This is a genomic window from Aminobacter sp. 01T433 (genome assembly GCF_056398585.1).
The window spans coordinates 64,956-86,295 of record NZ_JBFTPR010000022.1; the positions used below are offsets into that span (position 1 = coordinate 64,956).

At 63.0% G+C, this 21,340-nt stretch carries 19 protein-coding genes; all 19 read right to left on the bottom strand.

Annotation, left to right across the window (positions count from 1 at the left end; translation table 11 throughout):
* Positions 1-169 precede the first annotated feature (169 nt).
* A complete protein-coding gene (locus AC1DLV_RS26690) occupies positions 170-997 on the bottom strand; it encodes an HpcH/HpaI aldolase/citrate lyase family protein (protein WP_476803057.1) in 828 nt (275 codons plus the stop codon).
* Entirely contained in the window at positions 994-2,211 is a 1,218-nt protein-coding gene (locus AC1DLV_RS26695) for a CaiB/BaiF CoA transferase family protein (protein ID WP_476803058.1), read from the bottom strand. The genes AC1DLV_RS26690 and AC1DLV_RS26695 overlap by 4 nt, the downstream gene beginning before the upstream one ends.
* The gene (locus AC1DLV_RS26700) at positions 2,208-3,263 is read right to left on the bottom strand and encodes an ABC transporter ATP-binding protein (protein ID WP_476803059.1); all 1,056 of its coding nucleotides are present in this window, start codon (positions 3,261-3,263) and stop codon (positions 2,208-2,210) included. Before AC1DLV_RS26700 ends, AC1DLV_RS26695 begins: the two co-directional genes overlap by 4 nt.
* Positions 3,264-3,333: 70 nt before the next feature.
* Positions 3,334-5,439 (bottom strand): ADP-ribosylglycohydrolase family protein, encoded by a 2,106-nt coding sequence (locus AC1DLV_RS26705; protein ID WP_476836294.1) that lies wholly within the window; start codon positions 5,437-5,439, stop codon positions 3,334-3,336.
* A 21-nt stretch (positions 5,440-5,460) separates the two neighbouring features.
* Complete coding sequence (locus AC1DLV_RS26710; RefSeq protein WP_476803061.1) at positions 5,461-6,645, bottom strand: ADP-ribosylglycohydrolase family protein; 1,185 nt, start codon at positions 6,643-6,645, stop codon at positions 5,461-5,463.
* On the bottom strand, positions 6,632-8,056 hold the full coding sequence (locus AC1DLV_RS26715; protein WP_476803062.1) for an extracellular solute-binding protein: 1,425 nt from the start codon (positions 8,054-8,056) through the stop codon (positions 6,632-6,634). Before AC1DLV_RS26715 ends, AC1DLV_RS26710 begins: the two co-directional genes overlap by 14 nt.
* A 47-nt stretch (positions 8,057-8,103) precedes the next feature.
* Positions 8,104-9,000: a carbohydrate ABC transporter permease gene (locus AC1DLV_RS26720; RefSeq protein ID WP_476803063.1), complete on the bottom strand. Its 897-nt coding sequence runs from the start codon at positions 8,998-9,000 to the stop codon at positions 8,104-8,106.
* Complete coding sequence (locus AC1DLV_RS26725; RefSeq protein ID WP_476803064.1) at positions 9,000-9,977, bottom strand: ABC transporter permease; 978 nt, start codon at positions 9,975-9,977, stop codon at positions 9,000-9,002. The genes AC1DLV_RS26720 and AC1DLV_RS26725 overlap by 1 nt, the downstream gene beginning before the upstream one ends.
* A gap of 6 nt (positions 9,978-9,983) precedes the next feature.
* Positions 9,984-11,027, bottom strand: a complete 1,044-nt coding sequence (locus AC1DLV_RS26730) for a LacI family DNA-binding transcriptional regulator (RefSeq protein ID WP_476803065.1) — start codon at positions 11,025-11,027, stop codon at positions 9,984-9,986.
* 122 nt (positions 11,028-11,149) lie between these two features.
* On the bottom strand, positions 11,150-13,246 hold the full coding sequence (locus AC1DLV_RS26735; protein WP_476803066.1) for a xanthine dehydrogenase family protein molybdopterin-binding subunit: 2,097 nt from the start codon (positions 13,244-13,246) through the stop codon (positions 11,150-11,152).
* Entirely contained in the window at positions 13,243-13,722 is a 480-nt protein-coding gene (locus tag AC1DLV_RS26740) for a (2Fe-2S)-binding protein (RefSeq protein WP_476803067.1), read from the bottom strand. Before AC1DLV_RS26740 ends, AC1DLV_RS26735 begins: the two co-directional genes overlap by 4 nt.
* A complete protein-coding gene (locus AC1DLV_RS26745) occupies positions 13,719-14,762 on the bottom strand; it encodes a helix-turn-helix transcriptional regulator (RefSeq protein ID WP_476803068.1) in 1,044 nt (347 codons plus the stop codon). Before AC1DLV_RS26745 ends, AC1DLV_RS26740 begins: the two co-directional genes overlap by 4 nt.
* A gap of 61 nt (positions 14,763-14,823) precedes the next feature.
* Entirely contained in the window at positions 14,824-16,068 is a 1,245-nt protein-coding gene (locus tag AC1DLV_RS26750; RefSeq protein ID WP_476803069.1) for an acyl-CoA dehydrogenase family protein, read from the bottom strand.
* Between the two features lie 205 nt (positions 16,069-16,273).
* On the bottom strand, positions 16,274-17,326 hold the full coding sequence (locus tag AC1DLV_RS26755) for an alpha/beta hydrolase family protein (protein ID WP_476803070.1): 1,053 nt from the start codon (positions 17,324-17,326) through the stop codon (positions 16,274-16,276).
* 52 nt (positions 17,327-17,378) lie between these two features.
* Positions 17,379-17,714: a cupin domain-containing protein gene (locus AC1DLV_RS26760; protein WP_476803071.1), complete on the bottom strand. Its 336-nt coding sequence runs from the start codon at positions 17,712-17,714 to the stop codon at positions 17,379-17,381.
* Positions 17,715-17,723: 9 nt separating this feature from the next.
* Positions 17,724-18,728 carry a quinone oxidoreductase family protein gene (locus tag AC1DLV_RS26765; RefSeq protein WP_476803072.1) on the bottom strand — a complete coding sequence of 335 codons (1,005 nt, stop codon included), beginning with the start codon at positions 18,726-18,728 and terminating at the stop codon, positions 17,724-17,726.
* A gap of 33 nt (positions 18,729-18,761) precedes the next feature.
* Positions 18,762-19,640 carry a beta-keto acid cleavage family enzyme gene (locus tag AC1DLV_RS26770; RefSeq protein ID WP_476803073.1) on the bottom strand — a complete coding sequence of 293 codons (879 nt, stop codon included), beginning with the start codon at positions 19,638-19,640 and terminating at the stop codon, positions 18,762-18,764.
* The gene (locus tag AC1DLV_RS26775) at positions 19,640-20,401 is read right to left on the bottom strand and encodes an SDR family NAD(P)-dependent oxidoreductase (protein ID WP_476803074.1); all 762 of its coding nucleotides are present in this window, start codon (positions 20,399-20,401) and stop codon (positions 19,640-19,642) included. The genes AC1DLV_RS26770 and AC1DLV_RS26775 overlap by 1 nt, the downstream gene beginning before the upstream one ends.
* A 3-nt stretch (positions 20,402-20,404) precedes the next feature.
* Positions 20,405-21,331 carry a dioxygenase family protein gene (locus AC1DLV_RS26780; RefSeq protein WP_476803075.1) on the bottom strand — a complete coding sequence of 309 codons (927 nt, stop codon included), beginning with the start codon at positions 21,329-21,331 and terminating at the stop codon, positions 20,405-20,407.
* Positions 21,332-21,340 lie beyond the last annotated feature (9 nt).

The window sequence follows — 21,340 nt, forward strand, 5'->3', positions numbered from 1 at the left end:
GCGCGCCCCGCGACAACACATCTTGGCACAACGAACCGCTTTCGGCTGCGCCTCACGACGAGCTGTCACTGGAAATGTAGGAAGCGGATCAGCAGCGGCGAGCAAATCGAGGCTGTGTTACCAAGATTTAATCTGCGCGAATGGTTCTGCGTTCATGACCTGCCGGGGTCTACGCCTTGGCCAGAATGGCCCGGGCGCGGGCGATGATCGGTGCATCGACCATCTTGCCCTCGAAAACGAAGGCCCCGCGGCTTTCTGCGATTGCCTTATCGGCTTCGGCAACGAGGCGCCTTGCCCAGTCGAACTCGGCCTCGCTCGGCGAAAAACCGGCGTTCAACACAGCAACGGCTGAGGGGTGGACACAGGTCGCACCGTCGAAACCAAAGGCTTTCGCCTCGGCGGCAGCCGCCGCGATGGCGTCGATGTCGGCGTAGTCGGCAATGCCGCGCAGCAGACCGAAGGACAGCTTGCCAGAGGTCTTGGCCGCCATGTGCACCATCTGCTTGGGAAGGCGAAGCACCTCGGGTGTCGCCGCAGCCCCCATGGCGGTGGCGAAATCCTCGCCGCCAAGCGCCAGCCCCATCACATGGGGATGCGCGGCCAACGCACGCGCGTCAAGCACGGCACCGGGATCCTCGACAAGGCCGATGAATGGCATCTGATCGCGCTTGATGGGCGCGAGATGGCCGGCAAGGCGGTCAAGCTGCTCCAATGTCGCCAGCTTCGGCACCATGAGGCCAAAAGCCCCTGCCCGGCAGGCAGCGCCCGCATCTTCAAACTGCAAGTCGGTTTCGGAGTTGATGCGCACAAAAACGGCCGCGCCCGCCTGCCCGACATGTCGGATGGATGCGGCCAGGCCTTCACGTGCGGCGAGCTTGCTGTTCGCCGGCACCGAATCCTCAAGGTCGAGGATGATCGCATCGGCGCCCCGCTCATGTGCCTTGGCGATGAACCGCTCGGCATGGGCCGGCACATAAAGCAGGGAGCGCAGTTTCATTTTCCGGCTCCAGCGACGATTGCCGCGACAGCCTCGTGTGCTAGGCCAGCTTCCGCCAGCACCTCGGCTGTGTGTTCACCCAGCCCTGGTGCTGGGCGACGAAAAGTTCCAGGCGTCGCCGACAAACGCGGCACGATGTTGTGCATCGGCAGGGTGCCATGATCTTCATCGTCCAGTGAAACGATCACTTCGCGCTCGGTGAAATGCGGGTCGGTGGCAGCATCGGCGATGCTGTAGATCGGCCCGACGGTGGCGCCGCTATCGCGCATGATGGCAAGCGCTTCGTCATGCGCGCGGGTGGCGAACCAGGCGCCGATCGCCTCGTCGACAAGCTCGCGATGCTTGAGGCGTTCGCTGTTGGTGGCAAAGCGCGGATCGGCATTCATGTCGGCCCGGCCGATGATCTCGAAGATGCGCCGCGCCACAGCCGGCGTCGAGCCGGAAAGGGCGACAAATTTGCCGTCGGCGCAGCGATAGACATTACGTGGGCTCGCCGTGTTCGAGGCACTGCCGACGCGCTCCTTGACCTTGCCGGTCAGCGCATGGATGCCCGCTTCGGGACCGAGTACGGAGAAGATCGGTTCGAGCAGCGACAGGTCGACAACCTGCCCGCGCGCCTTGCCCTTTTGGCGGGCGAAAAGTGCCGTCATCGTCGCCGACATGCCGTAGATGCCAGCGATCATGTCGGCCAGCGCCAAAGGCGGCAGGACCGGCTCGCGGTCGGGAAACCCGGTGCGGTAGGCATAACCGCTCATGCCCTCGACGATGGTGCCGAAGCCGGGGAATTCGGCATAGGGCCCGGTCTGGCCAAATCCGGAAATGCGCACGACAACGAGATCGGGATTGCGCTCAAGGAGCAGGTCCGGGCCGAAACCCATCTGCTCCAGCGTGCCGGGGCGGTAGTTCTCGATCAGCACGTCAGCACCATCGATCAGCGTCCACAGCGCGTCGCGGTCGGCTGGCTCGCGCAGATTGAGGACCACCGAGCGCTTGTTGCGGCCATAGGTTTTCCAGAAGATCGACAGGCCGTCTTCCTTCCACTCGCGCAATGGATCGCCGACAGGCGGCTCGATCTTGACGACATCGGCACCGAAATCGGCAAGCTGCAGCGACAGCATGTTGCCGGCGACGAGCCGAGACAGATCGAGCACCTTGATACCTTCAAGCGGCCCCTCGGCGGCCGGGTCCCAGTGCATTTGAGCAAAGCCGGTCATCGGATTCGCTCGCCTGTCTCCTTGTCGAACAAAAGCACCTTGGCCGGATCGAAGCCAAGCGTCACGCGCTGGCCCGACTGCAAGGGTGCGGCCTCGCTCAACACCATGGAGATGTCGTTTGAGCCGATCCGCAGAAGCACCTCCTGCGCGTCGCCGGTGGGTTCGACAAGCACAACCTCGGCAGCAACACCATTGTTGGCAAGGCCGATATGCTGGGGGCGGATGCCGTAGACGATCTTGCGGCCCGGCGCGAGATTGGCGCCGGCAGGCAACGGCAAGGTGGCGCCGTCGGCAAGCCGCAGGTTTTGGCCATCGACTTCACCGTGCAGTAGATTGATCTCGGGCGAGCCGATGAAGCCGGCGACGAAGAGGTTGCGCGGGTTCCGGTAGAGCTCCAGTGGCGGACCCATCTGCTCGATCCTGCCGCCATTCAGCACCACGATCTTGTCGGCCATGGTCATGGCCTCGGTCTGGTCGTGGGTGACATAGATGGTGGTCTTGCCCAAGCGCTGATGCAGCTTCTTGATCTCGCCGCGCATCTTGACGCGCAGCTTGGCGTCGAGATTGGATAGCGGCTCGTCAAAGAGGAAGGCCCTGGGGTCGCGCACGATGGCACGCCCCATAGCCACACGCTGGCGCTGGCCGCCGGAGAGTTCGCGCGGCAGGCGATCGAGCAACTTTTCAAGGCCGAGGATTTCGGCGGCCTCGGCAACGCGCTGCTTGATTTCAACCTTGGAGACACCGGCGAGCTTGAGCGCGAAGCTCATATTGTCGGCGACCTTCATATGCGGGTAGAGCGCATAATTCTGGAACACCATCGCCAGGTCGCGTTCCTTGGCCGGCATGTCGTTGACGATCTTGCCACCGATGGTGATCTCGCCGGAGCTGATGTCCTCAAGACCGGCGATCATCCGCAACAGCGTCGACTTTCCGCAGCCGGACGGGCCGACCAGCACGACGAATTCGCCCCTGCCCATGTCGAGCGAAATGTCGTCGAGAACCGGCACGCTGCCGTAACTCTTGCCGACGTTCCTGAGTTCGATTTCAGACATGTTCCTCCCTTTCGATACGCCCGCATGGGTCCCGCCCCAGCCGCCAGGCCTGGAGCGGGAACCACAGTCTTCAGGCGGTCTCGATGATTTCGACCGTACCCACGCTCATGCGGCCGAGCGCGCCCAAGCGCAGGCCGGCCATGCCGTAGGTGTATTTGCCGTCTTTCGCCTCGATCAGCGTCTTGCCGTCGATGGCAAAGGACAGCGCGTCACCAGTCGCCGAAAACTCGAAGGCGTAGTTCTTGCCCAGTTCGCGCTTGAATGGCGCACGCGCCAGAACCGTGGAGCCAAAGTCCTCCTTGAGGATCACCACCTCGTCGCCTTCGAAGCCAGCGGCATAGAACTGGCTGGTGCCCTGCGCGCGCGCTGTCACCAGCTGCGATGCGCCGGCGAGCGGCTGGACGTCGGCGAGCACCTTGACGTCGCGGGCGTAATAATGGCCCGTCCACATGTCGGCGTCGCTGGGCGTGTGCGCATGGATGCGGCCGTTCTGCAGGGTCCAGTGGCCACGGTTCCAGGTGAAACGCGAAACAGCGCCCCATTCCTGTACTTCGGCGCGCGGATCGATGACGGAGTGGCCGGCGCCCTCGATCTTGAAGTCGGCGAGGAACAAGCGGCCCAAAAACTTCAAGCGGCCGAAGTATTCGACCTGGATGCCGATCTCGTCGATGGCTTCCAGCCCCTCGGGCACGGTGAATTCGTAGTCCTGCCATCCCTCGTGATTGGGCACATGCCAGCCGCCGATCTCTTCGATGGCACCCGACATGGCGCGGCGGACGTAAGGAACGACGCGCAGATTGCCGTCGCCGTTCCATGGGTCGAGCCAGAGCTTGAACGACACCTTCTGGCCGGCATCGACCAGCGGTGTGAACATCGGGCGATAACGCTCGTCGTCGAAATCCTCGCGACGGTAGAACGGCTTCCAGAAGATGCGCCCGCCATGACCGCGCTCGAGCCGGTCGAGCTGAATTTCGAGCGAGCCGCGCGAACCTTCGACATGCCGTTCGGTCGACGCCTTGACGCTGATCTGGTTGAAGCCGGCCGTACGGAAGGCGTGGGTTGAGCCCGGTAAATCGAAGTCGAAACGCACGCCGCGCCGGGTGAAATCCTCCAGCCAAAGTGCCGGCACTTCATCGCCGCGCAGCTGCAGCGCAAGCACTGTCAGTTCACGCGCGAAGGACGGAATGTCGACGATGTTAAGCGAACCGACGACGCCAGAGGCGATAACAAAATCATTGATAGGCTTGCGGTATTTGTCCCAGCCAGCCTGCACGCCCTGGAAGGTGCCGACGATGGCACCGGCATTGCCGGCGTTGCAGTCGGTGTCCCAGCCGGCCATCGTGGCGATCTCGGCGGTGCGCGGCAGGTCGCCTTCGCCGTAAAGGATCGCCATCACGGTCACGCCGGCATTGGGGATGATGTGGCAGACGCCGGGGTAGCGGTCATAGCCCCAGTCGGCGGTCAGCATGTCGCGGCAGGCGCGCCAGTTGCCGGGGTTGGCCTTGTGGAAGGCGGTAACGGCATTGGCGACGCGGGCATAGGTCGAGCGTGCGTCGATGGTGGCAAGCGCTGCCTCGATGATCTCGTTGATCGAGGTCGCCTCGAAGGCCTTGGCGATGGCAGCGGCGCAGAAGCGCGCGCCGTTCAACCCCTCGCCGTCATGAGCGACGGACGCCGCGCGTGCCGATGCGTCGGCTGCCTTTTGCGGCTCGCCCGGATGCACCCAGCCCCAGCTGTCGATGAAGATCTGCCCGCCGATCTGCTCGGCGACGCTGGCGCCATTCTGGGCCATGGAGCCCGACTGGGGTGCGGGGATGCCGGCGCGCAGATTGCGATAGGCGGTGTGTTCGGTCGAAACGCCAAAACCGCCCCACCAGTACATGCCATGCTCTTCGGCGGCATAATTGACCCAGGTCTTGCCGACATGCTCGGCGGTGGCGCCCAGGCCGTAGTCGCGCAGCGCGCGGATGAAATAGACCGGACCATTGGTGTCGTCGTCGGCAGCGAAATTCTTGAAGTCGCGGAGATACTGGGTGACTTCGCCATAGGTCTTCTGGATGCGTTCATAGCTCCAGATTGTCGGTTCCACTGGCGCGCCAAGCCGCACGCCGATGGCCTTGCCGATGAAGCCGGCATAGATCTTTTCGTAAATCGTCTCTTTGGTGAGCTTGGGCATCATCGGTCTTTCGTTGCAGATCTAGAGCGTAAGGGCGGCACGGCGCGTGGCGCGCGCGTCTGTGGCGGCCTGGTCGGCGGCGAGGATGACTTTCACCGTTTCGGTGAAAGCGTCGGCCGAGGCGTTGAGGTCGAGCCGGTTGGTCCTGTCGAGCAGCTTGCGATCGGCATCGGAAATGACGCTTTCGCCATGCATGGCGCCCAGGATCGCGCCGGCCATGACGCCGATGGAGTCGGTGTCGCGGCCCGAATTGATGCCGTCTTCGATCGACTTGCGGAAGTCGCCCTCGTTGAGAAGGCAAAAGCCCAGCGCCAGCGGCAGCTCCTCGATGGCGCCCAGACGGCTCGGCTGGTAGGCGTTGGTCAGCCGGCCGACCTTGCCGGGCGTGTGATTGACGTCATCGCCCATCGGCGAATAGGGCGCCATGGCCTTATGGAATTCGGCAACGGCCGTCGCGTAGTCGGCCTTAGTCGCCTTCAATTTCCTTGTGACGGCGACAATGTCGGCGATGGCATTCTTGGTGCCGTCCTTGGCAAGGGTCAGCACCTCGTCGATCACGGCCTCGATTGTGGTGCCGGGAACGAAGGCCGCGGCCACAGCCGCCGCGAACACGCCAGCGGCTTCCAGGCCGTAGCTTTCCTGGTGGCCTGAGGCAAAGGCGATCGCCTCGTCATAGGCGGCCTTGGGATCGCAGGCATTGACCACGCCGATCGGCGCCACATACATCGCAGCACCGCAGTTCACCATGTTGCCGATGCCACCCTGGCGCGGGTCGCAGGAAGCCAGCTGGTGACGCTGGAAAATCCACTTCTCGGGATAAAACAGCCGCTCGATCAGCATCGCTTCGCGCTGCAATTCGGGCACCCAGCGCGGGATCCAGGCGATCTGGCGCACCATGCCGTCGGCCATATCCCAGGCGTCGAGATGCCTGCCGGTCTCGGCGTAGATATCCATCAGGCACAGCGTCATCAGCGTGTCGTCGGTGACGATGCCGCTTCCGCGCACCCTGCCGTTGCGCGCCGTCGCGTCGAGCGACATCTTGTGCCACTGGGTTTCGAGCGACGTCACCCGCCCGTAACGGCTGGCGATCTCGGCAGCGGATAGCTTTTCGATCGGCGCTCCGATGGCGTCGCCTAAGGCGACGCCATGGATGAGCGCGCGGACCCTGCCTTTCAGCGAGAGCCCTTGTGCATCACTTGGCAGCATCAAGAACGGTCCTTGCATATTCGTTGAGACGCTTGCCGCCGGCGGCTTCCCATTCGGCGACATACTGGTCCCATTGGTCCATTTTGGCTTCGCCGGAGATGAACTTGTAGACCCAGGAGCGATAGACGTTTTCGGTGGCGTCGAGATCGGCGGCATAGTCTGCCGGCCAGACAAAGGCGTTGTCAGGCTTGAAGTACTTCTGGGTCGTCGTCATCCACTGCTGGGCGGCTTCGGACTGCCAGACGACCGGCGGCGTCCAGTTCGCCGACACCATGAAGCGGGCATACCAGGTCGCCATCTTGTCGGTGACCTTATAGGTGTCGCCGTCCTTGGTGTATTCCTGGCCCTCGAAGCCCAAGCGGTCCATCATCTGACCCTCGGGGCTCGCCATGAAGTCGAGCAGCTTCATCACCTCGGCCTTGTGCTCGGACGTCGCCGAGATCGCAAATCCGCGTGATTCCTTGGACACGTCGACAGCCGAGAGGCCCTGTCCGGCCGGGCCCTTGGGCGGCGACAGCAGCACAAGCTCGGTGTTTGGGTGCACCTGGCGCATCTTGCCGCCATAGATGTCGATGACTTCGCCCGACGAGCCGAAGATCACGCCGACCTTGCCTGTGTAGAACTTGTCTTCCTTCACGTCGAACTTGGTGGTGATGTATTCGGGATCGTAGAGCCCCTGCTCGCGCAGCGAGGCGTAGAAGGCGATCTTGTCCTTCTCCTGGCTGGTGATGCGTGCATTCACCCACTCGCCAGCCGCATTCTTCATCCACGAGCCGGTGACGCCGAACGCCTGATTGAAGATCGAATCGAGTTCGTTGGTATTGCCTGCGGTGGTCACGCCATAGGTGTCGGCAACGCCATTGCCGTCGAGATCGCCGTCCTTGATGGCCTTGAACAGCGTCACATAGTCTTCGACGGTTTCAGGCGCCTTCAGACCGGTCTTTTCCAGCCAGTCCTTGCGGATCACCGGCTGCGGGCCACGCACGGGATAGACGTAGAGGAGATAGGGATAGTTCTTCAGCCGCTCGACATTGTGCGGCCACAGCGCGTCCTTCACATATTTGGACTCGGCGATGGCAGGGGTGAGGTCTTCGAGAACGCCCTGCTCGACCATCTTGGCGTCGCCGCCCTGGAAATAGATCAGGTCCGGAATGTCGCCCGAAAGCAGCATCACCGACAGCTTGTCGGCATAGCCTGACGAAGGCAGGTCGACCATCTCGATGGTGAGGTCGGTGCCTTGGGCGCGCAGCGCATCTTCGATGCGCTTGATGTGCTTGACGTCGTCCGGGTTGGACGACACGAAATCCTTGGACACGACGCGGATCTTGACCGGTTCGGCCATGGCGGGAACAGCCACGGCGAGGCTCAGCGCCAGGGCCGTCGATGTCATCAGGATCATTCTTCTGAACATTTCATCTCCTCCATTTGTTCATTTTTTTGGCAGGCACATCGTCGCCATCAGCCCTTGAGCGCGCCGCTCATGGTGCCTTTGGTGAAGAATTCCAGGATCAGCGGGTAGATCGCCAGGATCGGCACGATGGTCAGAAGGATCATGCCGGCCTTGAGCGACCTCAGATCAAGCTGGCCCGCGCCAGTGTTGTTGTTGGCGTTGTCGACGCCGACGATCGCAATCTTGTCGCCATCGATAACGAACTGGCGCAGCACCACCTGCAACGGCCATTTGCTCTGGTCGTTGAGGTAGATCATCGCATGGAAGAACTCGTTCCAGTGGAAGACGAGGTAAAACAGCGAGATCGTCGCCAGCGCGGGCTTGGCCAGCGGCAGCACCACATACCAGAACACCTGGAACGGATTGGCGCCGTCGAGCTCGGATGCCTCCAGAAGCTCCTTGGGGATTTCCTCGAAGAATCGGATGAGGATGATCAGGTACCAGGCGTTGACCGCCTTGTAGAGGATCACCGACCAGTAGCTGTCGAGCAGCCCGAGCCGCTTGTTGACGAAATACTCCGGAATGATGCCGGGCTCGAAAACGATGGTGACGAGCACCAGGATGAACAGCGCCTTGCGTCCGGGAAGGCCGGGCCGCGACAGGCCCCAGGCCATCAGTGCGGTGCCGACGACGCCGATCAGCGTGCTGACAAAGGTGATGAAGATCGAGTTGAAGATGCCGCGCTGCACGTTGGGGTGTTGCAGCAAGACGCTCCAAACCTCGAGGGAGAAACCTCTGGGCAGGATGGTCAGGCCATTCATGCCCGGCACCCTGGCGGGCTCGGACAGCGACACGGCCAGAAGGTTGAGGAGCGGCTGCACCGTGACGACGACGAGCAGCAACAGCGTCGACACGATGATGGCGTATTCGATGCGTTCAAGCGGGGTCCTGCGCGACAAGGCCATTACCAGACTCCCTTGCCGGTCAGGCGCTTGGACACGAAATGGGCTGTGACGATCATCATCGTGCCAAGCACCGCCTTGAACAGGCCGGCGGCGGTCGCCAGCGAGTATTCGCCGGTCTGCAGGCCAATGCGGTAGACATAGGTGTCGACGATATCGATCCTGGAGCGCACGACGTCGTTGGTGAAGTTGATGACCTGATTGAGATCGGCGTTGAGGAACATGCCGGCGTTGAGGATGAACAGCGTGGCGATTGTCGGCACGATGCCGGGCAACGTCACGTGCCAGATCTTTTGCCAGCGATTGGCGCCGTCGATTTCGGCAGCGTCGTAGAGCTGCTGGTCGATGGCGATGATGGCGGCGAGATAAAGCAGGCTGTCCCAGCCGGCTGAACGCCAGATCTCGGTGAACACCAGCACCCAGCGAATGGCGCCGGTGTCGGTCATGAACGAGCGTGGCGCGATGCCGGCCATGCCCATCAGATTGTTGACCGCGCCATCGGTCGGCGACAGTGCCGCGATGAAAACGCCTGCAATGACCACCCAGGACAGGAAATGCGGCAGATAGATCGCCGACTGGATGAACTTGCGCAGGCGTCCACCGCGCACCTCGTTGATCAGCAGTGCCACCAGGATCGGCACCGGCAGGAAGAAAGCCATCTTCATCGCCGAGATGATCAGCGTGTTGGCAAGCACCTGCCAGAACACCGGCGAGGCAAACAGCACGTAGAAATGCTTGAGCCCGACCCAGATGTTGGGCGGAACGATCCTGACCTGCTCGAAGGCGATCTTGGCTTCCCAGATCGGCAGGTAATGCAGCACCAGGAAAAACATCAGGCCCGGCGCCATCATGACATAGAACGGCCACCAGCGGCGCCAGCCATTGGCAAATGCCGTGGCCCGTTTCGGCCGGCTGCGCAAGGCAGAATTGGGAACGTTCCCAATTCTGGACGCTTGCAACGCCTGATCATGCTCGGTCATCGTCAGTTACCTCCCGTCCCCGACCGCGCGCCTGGGCTGGCTCGCCGACAGGTCGGCAAGCGACCCCCGCTCGATCAGCCGGCATGGCAGGAACACCCGGCCGTGCTCCGAACGGCCAGCAATTTCATCGAGCAGGCTATCGAGAGCGCGCACGCCCATCTCGCGGCCCGGCTTGGCGACGGTCGTCAGCCCCGGCCAGGAGAATGCACCCGCCGGCACGCCGTCGAAGCCCAGGATCGAAACATCTTCGGGGCAGCGCAACCCGGCTTCCCGTACCGCCACCATGGCCCCCAGCGCCATTAGGTCGTTGGCTGCAAACACCGCGAAATGGCCAACCCGGTCACGCGCAAGCAGCCGCTTCATGGCTATGCGCCCGCCTTCGACCGTGTATTCCCCGTCTTCCATTGGCAGCGCCGCCGGATCGATGTCACGCTCGACGCAATGTTCGTGGAAAGTGCGCAGGAAGCGCGCGCGGGCGATACGCGACTTGGGGCCAAGGATCAGCGCCGGTGCATGATGGCCCTTGGAAACCAAGTGATCCATGCCCAGCCGCACGGCTTGGGCGATATCCGAGCCGACGCTCGAGGTCGCGGGGAAGCGCTCGGCGCTTGAACCGATCAAAACGAAAGGCAGGCCGAAGCGATCTAGGTCGTCGAAATTGTCAGCGACCGGATTGATGATCGCGCCATCGACGCGCGCCTGGCGCAAGGCGCGCAAATGGCTGGCCTCGCGGTCGTGATCCCAGTCGGAAGAAAAGACCAAGAGCGACGCGCCGTTTTCGGCAGCGCGATCCTGGGCGCCACGCGCAACCTCGGCCCAGAACGGGTTGGTAATGTCTGGGATGACCAGACCAAGCAGTCCGGTCCGTCCGGAACGCATGCCGACCGCGAGATCATTGCGCTCGTAACCGACCGCCTTCGCAGCCTCGAGCACGCGCTCGCGTGCCTCCTCAGTCACATTGGAGGCACCGGAAAGCGCTCGGCCGGCAGTGCTCTTCGACACCCCCGCCCTCTCCGCGACGTCAATGATCGTCGGACGCCTCCGCTGCACCTGAACGCTCCTCCCAGTAAATTTGTGGGAACGTTACCATGAGACTAGTAGATGGGCAAGCGCGCCTTTTTGAAAGCCAAGTGTGGGCTGCAAGAACTGGCGTCGGGTAACGAAGCTGACAGTCAGCCGCCCATCAGCGTTTCGACCAACCGCGCACGCGTCAGCGGCAGGTCACGCATGCGCATGCCGAGCGCCCGAGAGGCAGCGTTTCCGATCGCTGCTGCGACCGGTCCTTGCGCCGCCTCGCCAGCACCCAGCGGCGGGCGTGTCGGATCGACGATGAAGCGCGTTTCGATCTCAGGGATCTCCGAAAATTTCAAGATGGGATAGCTGCTCCAGTCGAAGGCGTTCACGCGGTCATTTTCGACCTTGACCTCTTCCTTCATGGTCCAGCTCGCGGCCTGGATCGCGCCGCCCTCGATCTGGCTTCGGGCCCCTTCCGGATTGATGAGCAATCCGGCATCGACGCAAAGCCAAAGCCGCTCAAGCCTGACCTCTTCATCGACAGCGACCTCGGCGACGGCAGCCAGCCAGGCGCCCTTGTTTTTGTAGCGCGCGGCAGCAATGCCCAGCGCGCGCCCTTCGCCGGCGGCATGGCTGCCCGGCCAACCGCACATCTCCGCCACGCCCGAAAGGACGGCGCGGCAGCGGTCATCGCTCAGATGGCGAAGCCTGAATTCCAGCGGGTCGACGCCGGCCAGGCCGGCCAGCTCGTCCATCGCGGATTCGATGGCGAAGACATTGAGATGGGCGCCAAGCGAACGCAGCGACGAGGTCCTGATACGGCTGCGCGTATCGAGTTGGACGGCGACCTCCTGCCCAGGAAAATCATAAATCGCGACCGAATTGCGCGCGGCACCGCCACCCGCAGCATCTGGCAGGTCCTCGACCCTCCCCGGCAGGCGCGTGCTGTCCAGCGCTTCGGCCGAGGTCAGGTTCACGTGGCCGCCGAAACCCGGACGCTGGGCATGCGGTTCGCTCACTACCGACAGATTCCACGTCGCTACCTGGCCAGTGGAATCGAGCTCGGCTTCCACCGTCGCCGACATGGCAGCACCCAAGGGGCCGCGGGCGAGTTCGTCTTCCCGCGACCATAACACCCGTACCGGCTGGCCAGTCAGCTCCATGGCAACGATGGCCGCGTCGAGGGCTGCATCGTCGGCGCCATTGTGGCCATAGCAGCCGGAACCATGGGCATGAACGACCCTGACTCGTGAGAGGTCGAGCCCCAGGCATTTGGCGATCTGGCCGCGAAGCGGGAATATGCCTTGCGAATGGCTCCATACGGTCAGCCGGCCAGCCTCATAGTGCGCCAGCGCGCAGGACGGCCCGATCGACGCATGCGCGACATGCGCTCGCGAATACCGCGCCGAAATATTCGCCGACCGGGCACCTGGAACAGCGGAACCGAGGACCGTGCGCTTCTCTTGAGGTGCCACGGCAGGCTGCCAAAGCCCGGGCACCTCCTCCCAGCGTGCGAAGTTTTCAGCCACGGCATGCGCTCGATGCACGGCATGCTCGTCGGTTCCGACAAGGGCGAGGAAATCTTGCTTCCGCAAAACGGTCACGTTGGGATGACGGCGTTGCAGCCATGCCTCGTCGAGCTGAGCCAGGCGAGCAAGCCGGTAGGGTTGTCTCACGACCCGCACATGCAGCATGGCTGGCAACGACAGGTCCTGGATGAACCCGCCACCGTTGCGTTTTCTTGCCATATCGAAACGCGGTTGGCTTGCGCCGACTACGGAATAATCATTGACCGGCTTTACCGGAACATCACCGGTGACGTGCTGCTTCCAGTCGACTTCGGATGCGAGCGACCAGAAATCCAAGCCGGTCGGCGCATCATCGAGCAAGATCGTCCCATCCAGGCAAGACACAGTATCGACATCGGTTCCCAGTCGTGTCGCCGCCGCCTGGATCAAGACAGCGCGCAGCTGTGCCGAAGCCAGGCGGATCGATGCGCCGGACACTTCGACCGACTGGCTGCCGGCGGTAAGGCCCTCGTCCGGCGAACGATCGGTATCGGCCGCCAAGAGGACAATCCGCTCCGGACTAACCGCCAATTCGTCGGCGGCGACCTGCGCCAGTGCCGTCAGAATGCCCTGGCCAAGTTCGACCTTGCCCGAGCAGACAGTGACAAGGCCAGGTCGATCGAGGGATATCCAGCGCCCCAGTTCAGGATTGTCTTGGATGCTCTTGGGCAGCGCGTTGCCGATCATGGCACGGCCTCATCGAGGCGAGCTGCAGCACTCTCGACGGCGCGCAGGATGCCGCCATGCGCGCCACAGCGGCACAGATGCCGGTCAAGTGCCGCAACAATCGCCGCGCGGCTCGGGTGCCGCTCCGCCTTGAGCAAGGTATATGCACTCATCAGGATGCCGGAAATGCAGTAGCCGCACTGTCCGGCTTGCTCGCGCTCGAACGCGGCAAGCAAGACCGCCCCAATGGGATCGTTGGCGAGAGCCTCGGCGGTCGTCACCGTGGCGCCAGCCAGCGCCGAGACTGGCAGTGTGCAGGAATAACGTGCCTGCCCGTCGATGCTGACGACGCATGCGCCGCACTGCTCCAGGCCGCAGCCGAAATGTGTCGCCTTGAGATCGAGCCGGTTTCTCAGCGCAAAGAGCAAAGCCTCGTCGCCCACATTCTCCAGGCTGACGTCCAGCCCATTGAGCTGGAACGAGACGGCAGCGCTCATGGCTTTTGCCCCACGATTTCCTCCAGAAAAGGCAGCGACGAATGCTTCGCCGTGCGAATGGGCTGGGGGGCCGCATCGGGTTTTGATGCCATGCTTTCCTTGGCCCGCTTTAACCGGTAGGCGCTGGGCGTCATGCCGACCGCGTTCTTGAAGGCGCGAAGGAAATATTTCTCGTCGTTGTAGCCGACCGAGTAGGCGATCTGGGCAATCGTATCGGCGGTCAGCACCAGCCGTTCACGGGCGTCCTCAATGCGCATCTCGCGGATCAGCGCGTTGAAGCTGGTGCCAGTATACTGGCGGATCAGGGCGCAAAGACGGCTTTTGGAGAGCCGCGCGGCATTCGCTGCTTCGCTGAGGCTCGGGCCACGCGTGTAGTTTTCGCCGATGAATTCGGCGATGCGGCGCATGTGGCCGCTGTCGCGTCCCATCACCGGCAGCCTGGTCGACAGTTCGGCGAATTCCGCCTCATGATCCTGGCACAACATGGCGAGCATGAGCGACAGCTCGGCGCGGACGATTTCGGCTGCGCAGATACGCTCGGCTTCGTGCTGTTTTATCATTGCGGAAATCGCGCGTTCCACCCGTGCGGCACGGGTGCCGCCGAGGTGGAAATCGACATGGTTCTGCCAGGCAAACGGCGTCAGTTCGGGCGCCATGCGGACCAGCTCGGCCAACGGATACGAGCGGTTGATGTCGGGACGCAGAAAGTCGAGATCGAAATAGATGACGACGCAACGCGTCGCGTGATCGAACCTGATCTGATGCGGGACCATCGGCGCGATGAAATAGATCGAGCCGGCCTTCGGCTTGTGCGAGGTCAGGCCGACTCGGATGACCGGGGCATCGGACATGAAGTACAGGATCTGGAAATAGTCGTGCTTGTGGGCCGGGTAGAGCTTCTGGGTGTTTTCGACACGCCGGACGTGGAAACGCGGAGCGCCCGCGCGGCCCAGCGCATAGGACCGAAATGGCGCCTCGCGCTCTTCTGCGTCACGCTCAGGCCTGAAACGCCGGGGCATTTCCATCGCAGCCTTGGCCATGCCGTCTCCTCTCCGGCTTTGTTCGGGGCGGCCGGCACCGCCCCGAGGCATGCCCGCCACCTCAGTTTTCCGGGCCGGCATATTTACCGGCGGTGGCAGGGAACATGTTCTTGATGATCTTCATGCGGCTGACGTCGACGGTGGCGTCCATGTGCAGGAAGATCGCGGCGTCGCGGAACAGCTTTTCGATGCCGAATTCGAGCATCGCGCCACTGCCGCCATGCAGCTCCAGCGCATGGGTCGCCACCTTCATGATCTCCTCCGAGGCGTAGACCTTGGCCATGTTGCACAGCACATCGGCATCCGGATGCGCCTCGTCGACCGCCTTGGCGGCGCGCTCGATCAGCGAGCGGACAGCCTCGATGCGGGTCGCCATGTCGGCCAGCCTGAGCGCCACCGCCTGGTGCTTGATCAGGATGCGCCCGCCCTGGACGTAGTTCTGGACATAATCGGCGGTGCGTTCGAAACAGGCCACGCCGACGCCGAGGTTCTTGGCCGCCTGGATGATCTTGCCGGCGCGGAAATACTGGCCAGCACTGCCCAGCGCCGAATTCTGGACGAGCAGGTGATCAGCCGGCACGCGGCAATCCTCGAAGACCAGCTCGCCATTGTTCATGAAACGGCAGCCCATCGTCTCGTTGCACTTGGTGACGGTCAGGCCAGGCGTGTCGCGAGGGACCAGGAAGCTCGACGTGCCCTGCAGCATGCCGACCGATGAATCGGTGTTGGCGTAGACGACATAGAGGCTGGCGTCGAAGCCGTTGGAGATGAACTGCTTGCGGCCATTGATGACCCAGTGGCCGTCCTTCAGCACCGCCTTGGTGTGCATGGCGGCCTCGGGAACATTGTAGGGCAGCCAGCGATCGGAGGCGCCGCGCGGTTCGGTCAGGCAATGGGCGAGCAAGAATTGCGGATCGGCCAGCAGGCGGGGAAACCACTTTTCCTGCAGGTGCTTCGGCGCGAATTCGCGCAGCAGGATGGACACTTTCCAGTTCTGCACCAGCTTGTCGGCGAGCCCGGAATCGCCGCGCGCGATACCCTCGGAGATCAGCGCGAAAGTGCGGACCTCGCTGTCGCGCTCGAGGTCAACGCCGCCATATTCTTCCGGCACGCCGAGCGTGCGCACGCCGATCGCCTCAGCACCCTCCAGGATCGAACGCGGCAACCGCTCGCCGGGGCTCATGTCCCATTCAGCCTGCCAGTTCGACCGAATGAACGGTGTCACAACGTCATCGACAAAAGACCGGCAGCTGTCGCGCATGAGGCGCTGTTCCTGAGACAAGGACCCATCATCGGCGTGAATCATTTTCGCTCCCTTCAACTTCGATCGGTCGGCAAATTCTGGCCTCCCACGATGTCCGGATTGGTATCAGCGGCTGCGGTTTCGGATCAGGTCGCGGCGTCTCCTTCTGGTGGATTATCGTCCAATTCGAAGTGGATGTTTCGTGCCCTGCACTGGCGCTATCGACCAATCATGCAAGCGCCCGCTGGCGCACCGGCCGCGTGTGCAACTAGCCCCTGAACCGTTCAGCCAGCCAATCGGCCACCATGGGGCGATAGAGCCAGGGGATGTTGTTGCAGACGTGGTTTCCGGTCGGGAAGACATGGAGTTCCGCGCCATTGCTGCAAAAGTCGGCGCATTTTTGCGCTTCGGACGGCGGAAAAATCTTGTCGCGGCCACCATGTAAGACGAGTGCGGGGGCTTTGGGGACATCGATGCCGGCCAGCGTGAAGTTGCGGGCGCTGTCCACCACATCGTCGCCGCCGAGGGCAAATGTCATGTTGTCCTGATAGACTTTCGGCAGCGACGGCCAGAGTGCGCCGAGGTCATAAAAGCCGTTGATCGAGACCACGCCTGCAAGATGTTCCAGCGAGGCTGCGGCGCGCAGCGCCAGCATGCCGCCGAAGGCCATACCGACCAAGCCGACGGCACCCGACAGGCTCGGCTTTGCCTCGACCGCTTCAATCGCCGCCGCAATTGCGGGCGCGATGTCGGCCCGCAGATGGCCAAACGAGCGCCCTTCGCCCTGGCCCGGCCCATCGAGCGACAGCGTTGCGATGCCACGGCTGAGAAAATGCCGTTCAAATGCCGGGAATTCTTCCTTGGTGGAATCCGAGCCGGGAATAATCAGCGCCAGGGGATGCGGCCCGGGCCCCTGCGGTAGCCTGAGATAGGCGCGCAGGACGCCGCCTTCGAACGGCACCTCGACCAGTTCGGCGGGCGGATCCAGGAAGGGTGCGGCTTTGCGGAACAACGCGACCTTGCGCGCCGCGGCAAGCTCCTTGGCATCGAGATCGTCGAAGGCCATGAACTGCCCGAAATGATAAAACAGGCTGGCGCGGGCAAGAGCTTCGCCGGCGGTGACAGTGTGGCCACGCGCCAGCGCGTCCGCGCCCATCTCGGCATGGCGTTCGCCCTCGGCGCTCCACGCCCTCAGCCAGTTTTCCCAGACACCGGCGCTCTCGATGACGGCTTTCGCCGTGGCTGAGGGAATGCCAGCGACCTCGATGCGGGGCAGCCAGTGTTCGACCACGCTCAGCAGCCTGTTTTCCGTTTCAGCCATTCCAGCAGTCTTTCATGTCCCGGCGCCAATTTCGGGTTGATCCAGTTTTCGTTCAAGTGGTCGGCATGGCGAGCAGGATCGACGCCGGCGCGTTGGTGCGGTTGACCAGCGCGCGGGCTTCGCCGGGCGCCAGCCGGCAACTGTCGAGCACACCGAGCGTCACCGACCCATCCACGGTTTCGACCGTCACTTCGCCGGCAACGACGATGTAGATTTTTTCCAGCGGAGCATCCTTGAGCGAGGTGCGGCCGCCCGGCAGAAGATGCGACAGGCCGATCCAGATCGTATCGGTTGCCGTCGCCTCCTTGCCCTGCAGGCGCAGGCAGCGCATGTCGTAGTGTTCGGGTGCCTCGTAGGGCTTGGCTTCGCTGTAGCGGGTGACCTGCATTTCAGGCGCTCACGGCTTCAATAGCACGCGGTCAGGCGTGCCGCGCAGCACCGAGGCATAGGCCTTGGCGGCATCGGCCAGGCTGTAGCAAGTGTCGGGATTGATCGGGAACGGTTTCAGCAGGCCTTCCTCGAACTTCAGCTTCAGCCTGTCGAAGATGCGCGCGCCATCGACGGAAGACAGCGCCAGCGTGTCGACGCCGATATATTTGTGGCGGCCGCGGAAGAAGTTGAAGATGTCGAAGGGCACGGCGCGGTCGAAGGTCGAGATGAAGATCTGCCGCGCCTGCTTGGCCATGGCGTTGTTGGCGATCTCGAAATAGGGGCTTCCGACCGTGTTGAAGACAATGTCGGCGCCGTGACCGTTGGTCATGTCGCGGATAATCGCCGCGACGTCCTGAGTTGCGCTGTTCAGCATCTCGACCGGACGGTTGGTGTGCCCCATCAATGGCTGTTCGCTATATTCGACGGCGAACACCTTTGCGCCGGCCATGGTGGCAAGCTGGATCACCGCTTGCCCGACCTTGCCGTTGCCGCCGCAGACCAGAACCACATCGGTCGGCTGGACCCCGCCGGCCTCACGCAGGCCCTCATAGGCGGTGATGAACGGCACGCCGATCGAACCTGCCTCCTCCATGGTAAAATTCTTCGGCTTGGCCCGTACCGCTTTCTGGTCGAGCACCATCCACCTGGCGTGGCTGCCATCCTGGCTGATGCCGAGCTCGCCGCCGCCGCCCCAGACCTCCAGGCCGATCATCTGCGAGGGGCCCTCGCGCACGATGCCGCCGAAATCGCGGCCCGGCGTGCGCGGCCAGATGGCATGCGGCATGTGGCCGAGCGATGCTTTCACGTCGCTCGGGTTGACGCCCGCCGCGACGATTTCGACCAGCACCTGGCCCGGTCCCGGACGCGGCACGGCGACTTCGGCGACCTCAATCAGCAGGTTGTCGAGATCAGGCGACTTTTGCGAAACCCTGAGGGCATTGCCGGTCTTGGCGCTTGCTTGAATGTTCATCTGGTTTGATCTCCTTTGCCCAAGCCGCGCCGATCAGGCGGCAAGCCCCAGCATTTCCCTGGCTTCCTGAGGGCCGGCAATCTGCCCGCCGAGTTTTTCGATGAGGTCGCGGACGCGCTCGACCAATTCGCCGTTGCCTTTGGCGAGCACGCCCCTGGCGATGTAGGAGTTGTCCTCCAGCCCGACGCGGACATGGCCGCCCAGCAGATAGGCCTGCATCGCCATCGGAAACGACATCCGGCCGACGCCAAATCCGGTCCAGACCGCATCGTTGGGCAGCATGCGCGCGGCGGCGGCCATCATGTCGGTCGTTGCCGGGAAACCGTATTTGACACCAGTGACGATGGTGAACATCGCCGGCGATTTCAAAACGCCGGCCTTGAGCAGATCCTGCGCCAAGACGATGTGGCCGCTGTCGAAGACCTCGAGTTCCGGTTTCGAGCCGGCTTCATTGATGATGTCGGCCATGATCTTGACGTTGCCCGGCGTGTTGATCACCACCTCATTGCCGAAAGTCATGGTGTTGAGGTCGAGCGTGGCGATATCGGGCTTCAGCGCGGCGATATGCTCGACGCGCCTTTCCGGGCGCATCAGCGTCGTGCGCGGGCCAGCGACTGCCGGGTTTTCGTCGCTCGGATGATAGCGCCCACCCGGGCCGGTGGTGATGTTGAGGATCAAGGCATTGTTCTTTGCCCGGATCCTTTCCACCACCTCACGGTAATATTTCAGCTCCATGGACGGTTTTGCCGTCTCGGGATCGCGGACATGGATATGCGCGATGGCAGCACCGGCATCCGCCGCTTCAAGACAGGAATTAGCAATTTCCTCCGGCGTCACCGGCAGGCCGGGATGGTTTTCCCGCGTCGTCAGATTGCCTGTTACGGCACAGGTGATGATGACTTTCGGCTGCATCACAGATGCCTCCCCCCGTCGACGACAATGCGGCTGCCGGTCGAGAATTTGAGATGGGTCGCGCAGGACAAGATCGCCTCGGCAACGTCGGTCGGCGACGTGATCCGCTTGAGGGGCGTGGTTGCGGCGACCTTGTCGGCGAACTCCTTGCCACGGCCCGGCACGAACTGCGTGTCGACCGCACCTGGCGAAACCGTCATGACGCGGATTTCGGGCGCCAGTGCTCGGCCGAGCGAATTGGCCATGATGTCGAGGCCGGCCTTGGCGCCGCAATAGGCAACGTTGGAGCCAATGCCGGTGAAGGCGGCGATCGACGAGACATTGACGATCAGCCCGTCACCGCTCGCCTTCAGCGCCGGCGCGAAGGCGCGGATGGTGGCGAAGACGCCGCGCCAGTTGTTGACGAAAATGCGGTCGATCAACTCGTCGGTCAGCGCGTCGAGATCGCCATGCGCCACAGGCTCAGTGATGCCGGCGGTATTGACCAGGATGTCGGCCCGGCCGAACCTGCTTACCACCGCGTCCCGGAAGGCTTCGATCGTAGCGGTGTCCTCGATCGAAACCGGCAAAGCGGCATGCCCCGTGCCCGGCAGGCCCGCCACGATCTCGTCGGCCTTTTGCCTGCCCGATCGGTAGCCGACCACGACGGTTGCGCCGGCTTCGGCAAACAGGCGGCAAGTTTCGCGGCCGATGCCGCCGGAGCCGCCAACGACGACGGCCACCTTGCCTTCAAGCGGATGGGATGAGGTCTGGGCAGTCATCGCTCAGCTCTTCTTTCCCGAGATCGGCGGAATGGGGAAAGTCGGTGTTCCCGCCACCAGCTTGAAATCATATTCGCAGGTGTAGAAAGGCAGCGTCGCGCCGGCAAAATCGGGATGCGGCTCGGTGTGCATGACAAAATCGCCGACGATCTGCTGCTTGGCACCGAAGACGACGTCAGCGGCCAGCGCCTCCGGCGTATCGGAGAATATCTGGGTGATCAGCGTCTTGTGGCCGGGAGCCGTGACGATGAAATGGATATGGGCCGGACGCATCGGCTCACGGTTCTGGGCCCGCAACAGGACGCCCACCGGGCCGTCGGTCGGCACAGGATAACCCGTAGGTTTCACCGACTGGAAATGGAACCGGCCATCGTCACCGCTGGTGAACTTGCCGCGAAGATTGAAATCCTCCTGGCTTTCGTCCTGGTTTTCATAGAGGCCGACAGGCGAAGCCTGCCACACGTCGAGCGTCGCGCCGGCGACCGGAGCGCCGTCCGCACCTACGACCTTGCCCTTGAAAAACAGCGTTGCCCCCGGCGTGTCCGAGCGGGCGATGCAGTCGCCAGGCTGGCACAGCGGTGCGTGGCCGCGATAGAACGGCCCCAGCAGCGCCGACATCGTTTCGCCCTGCATGCCGTTGTTGTTGATCAGGTCGATCAGCGTCGAAGCACCGAGCACGTCGGCGGCAAGAACGACCTCATTGTGGAACTCGTTGGTGAGTTGGCCGATCTCGACGATCCAGCGCAGCGCGTACTCATATTCCTCTTCGGTCGGGCGCGTCTCCAGCACGAACTGGTGCAGATGCGTCACCAGCGCGGTCATGATCTCCTTGAGCCGGGCATTGTCGGTGTCCGCCATCGCCGCAAGCACGGTCGGCGTCACGTCGGCTTCCCTGGTGATGAGCTTCGGCTCGATGCTGATATGGTTCATCGTCGTTCT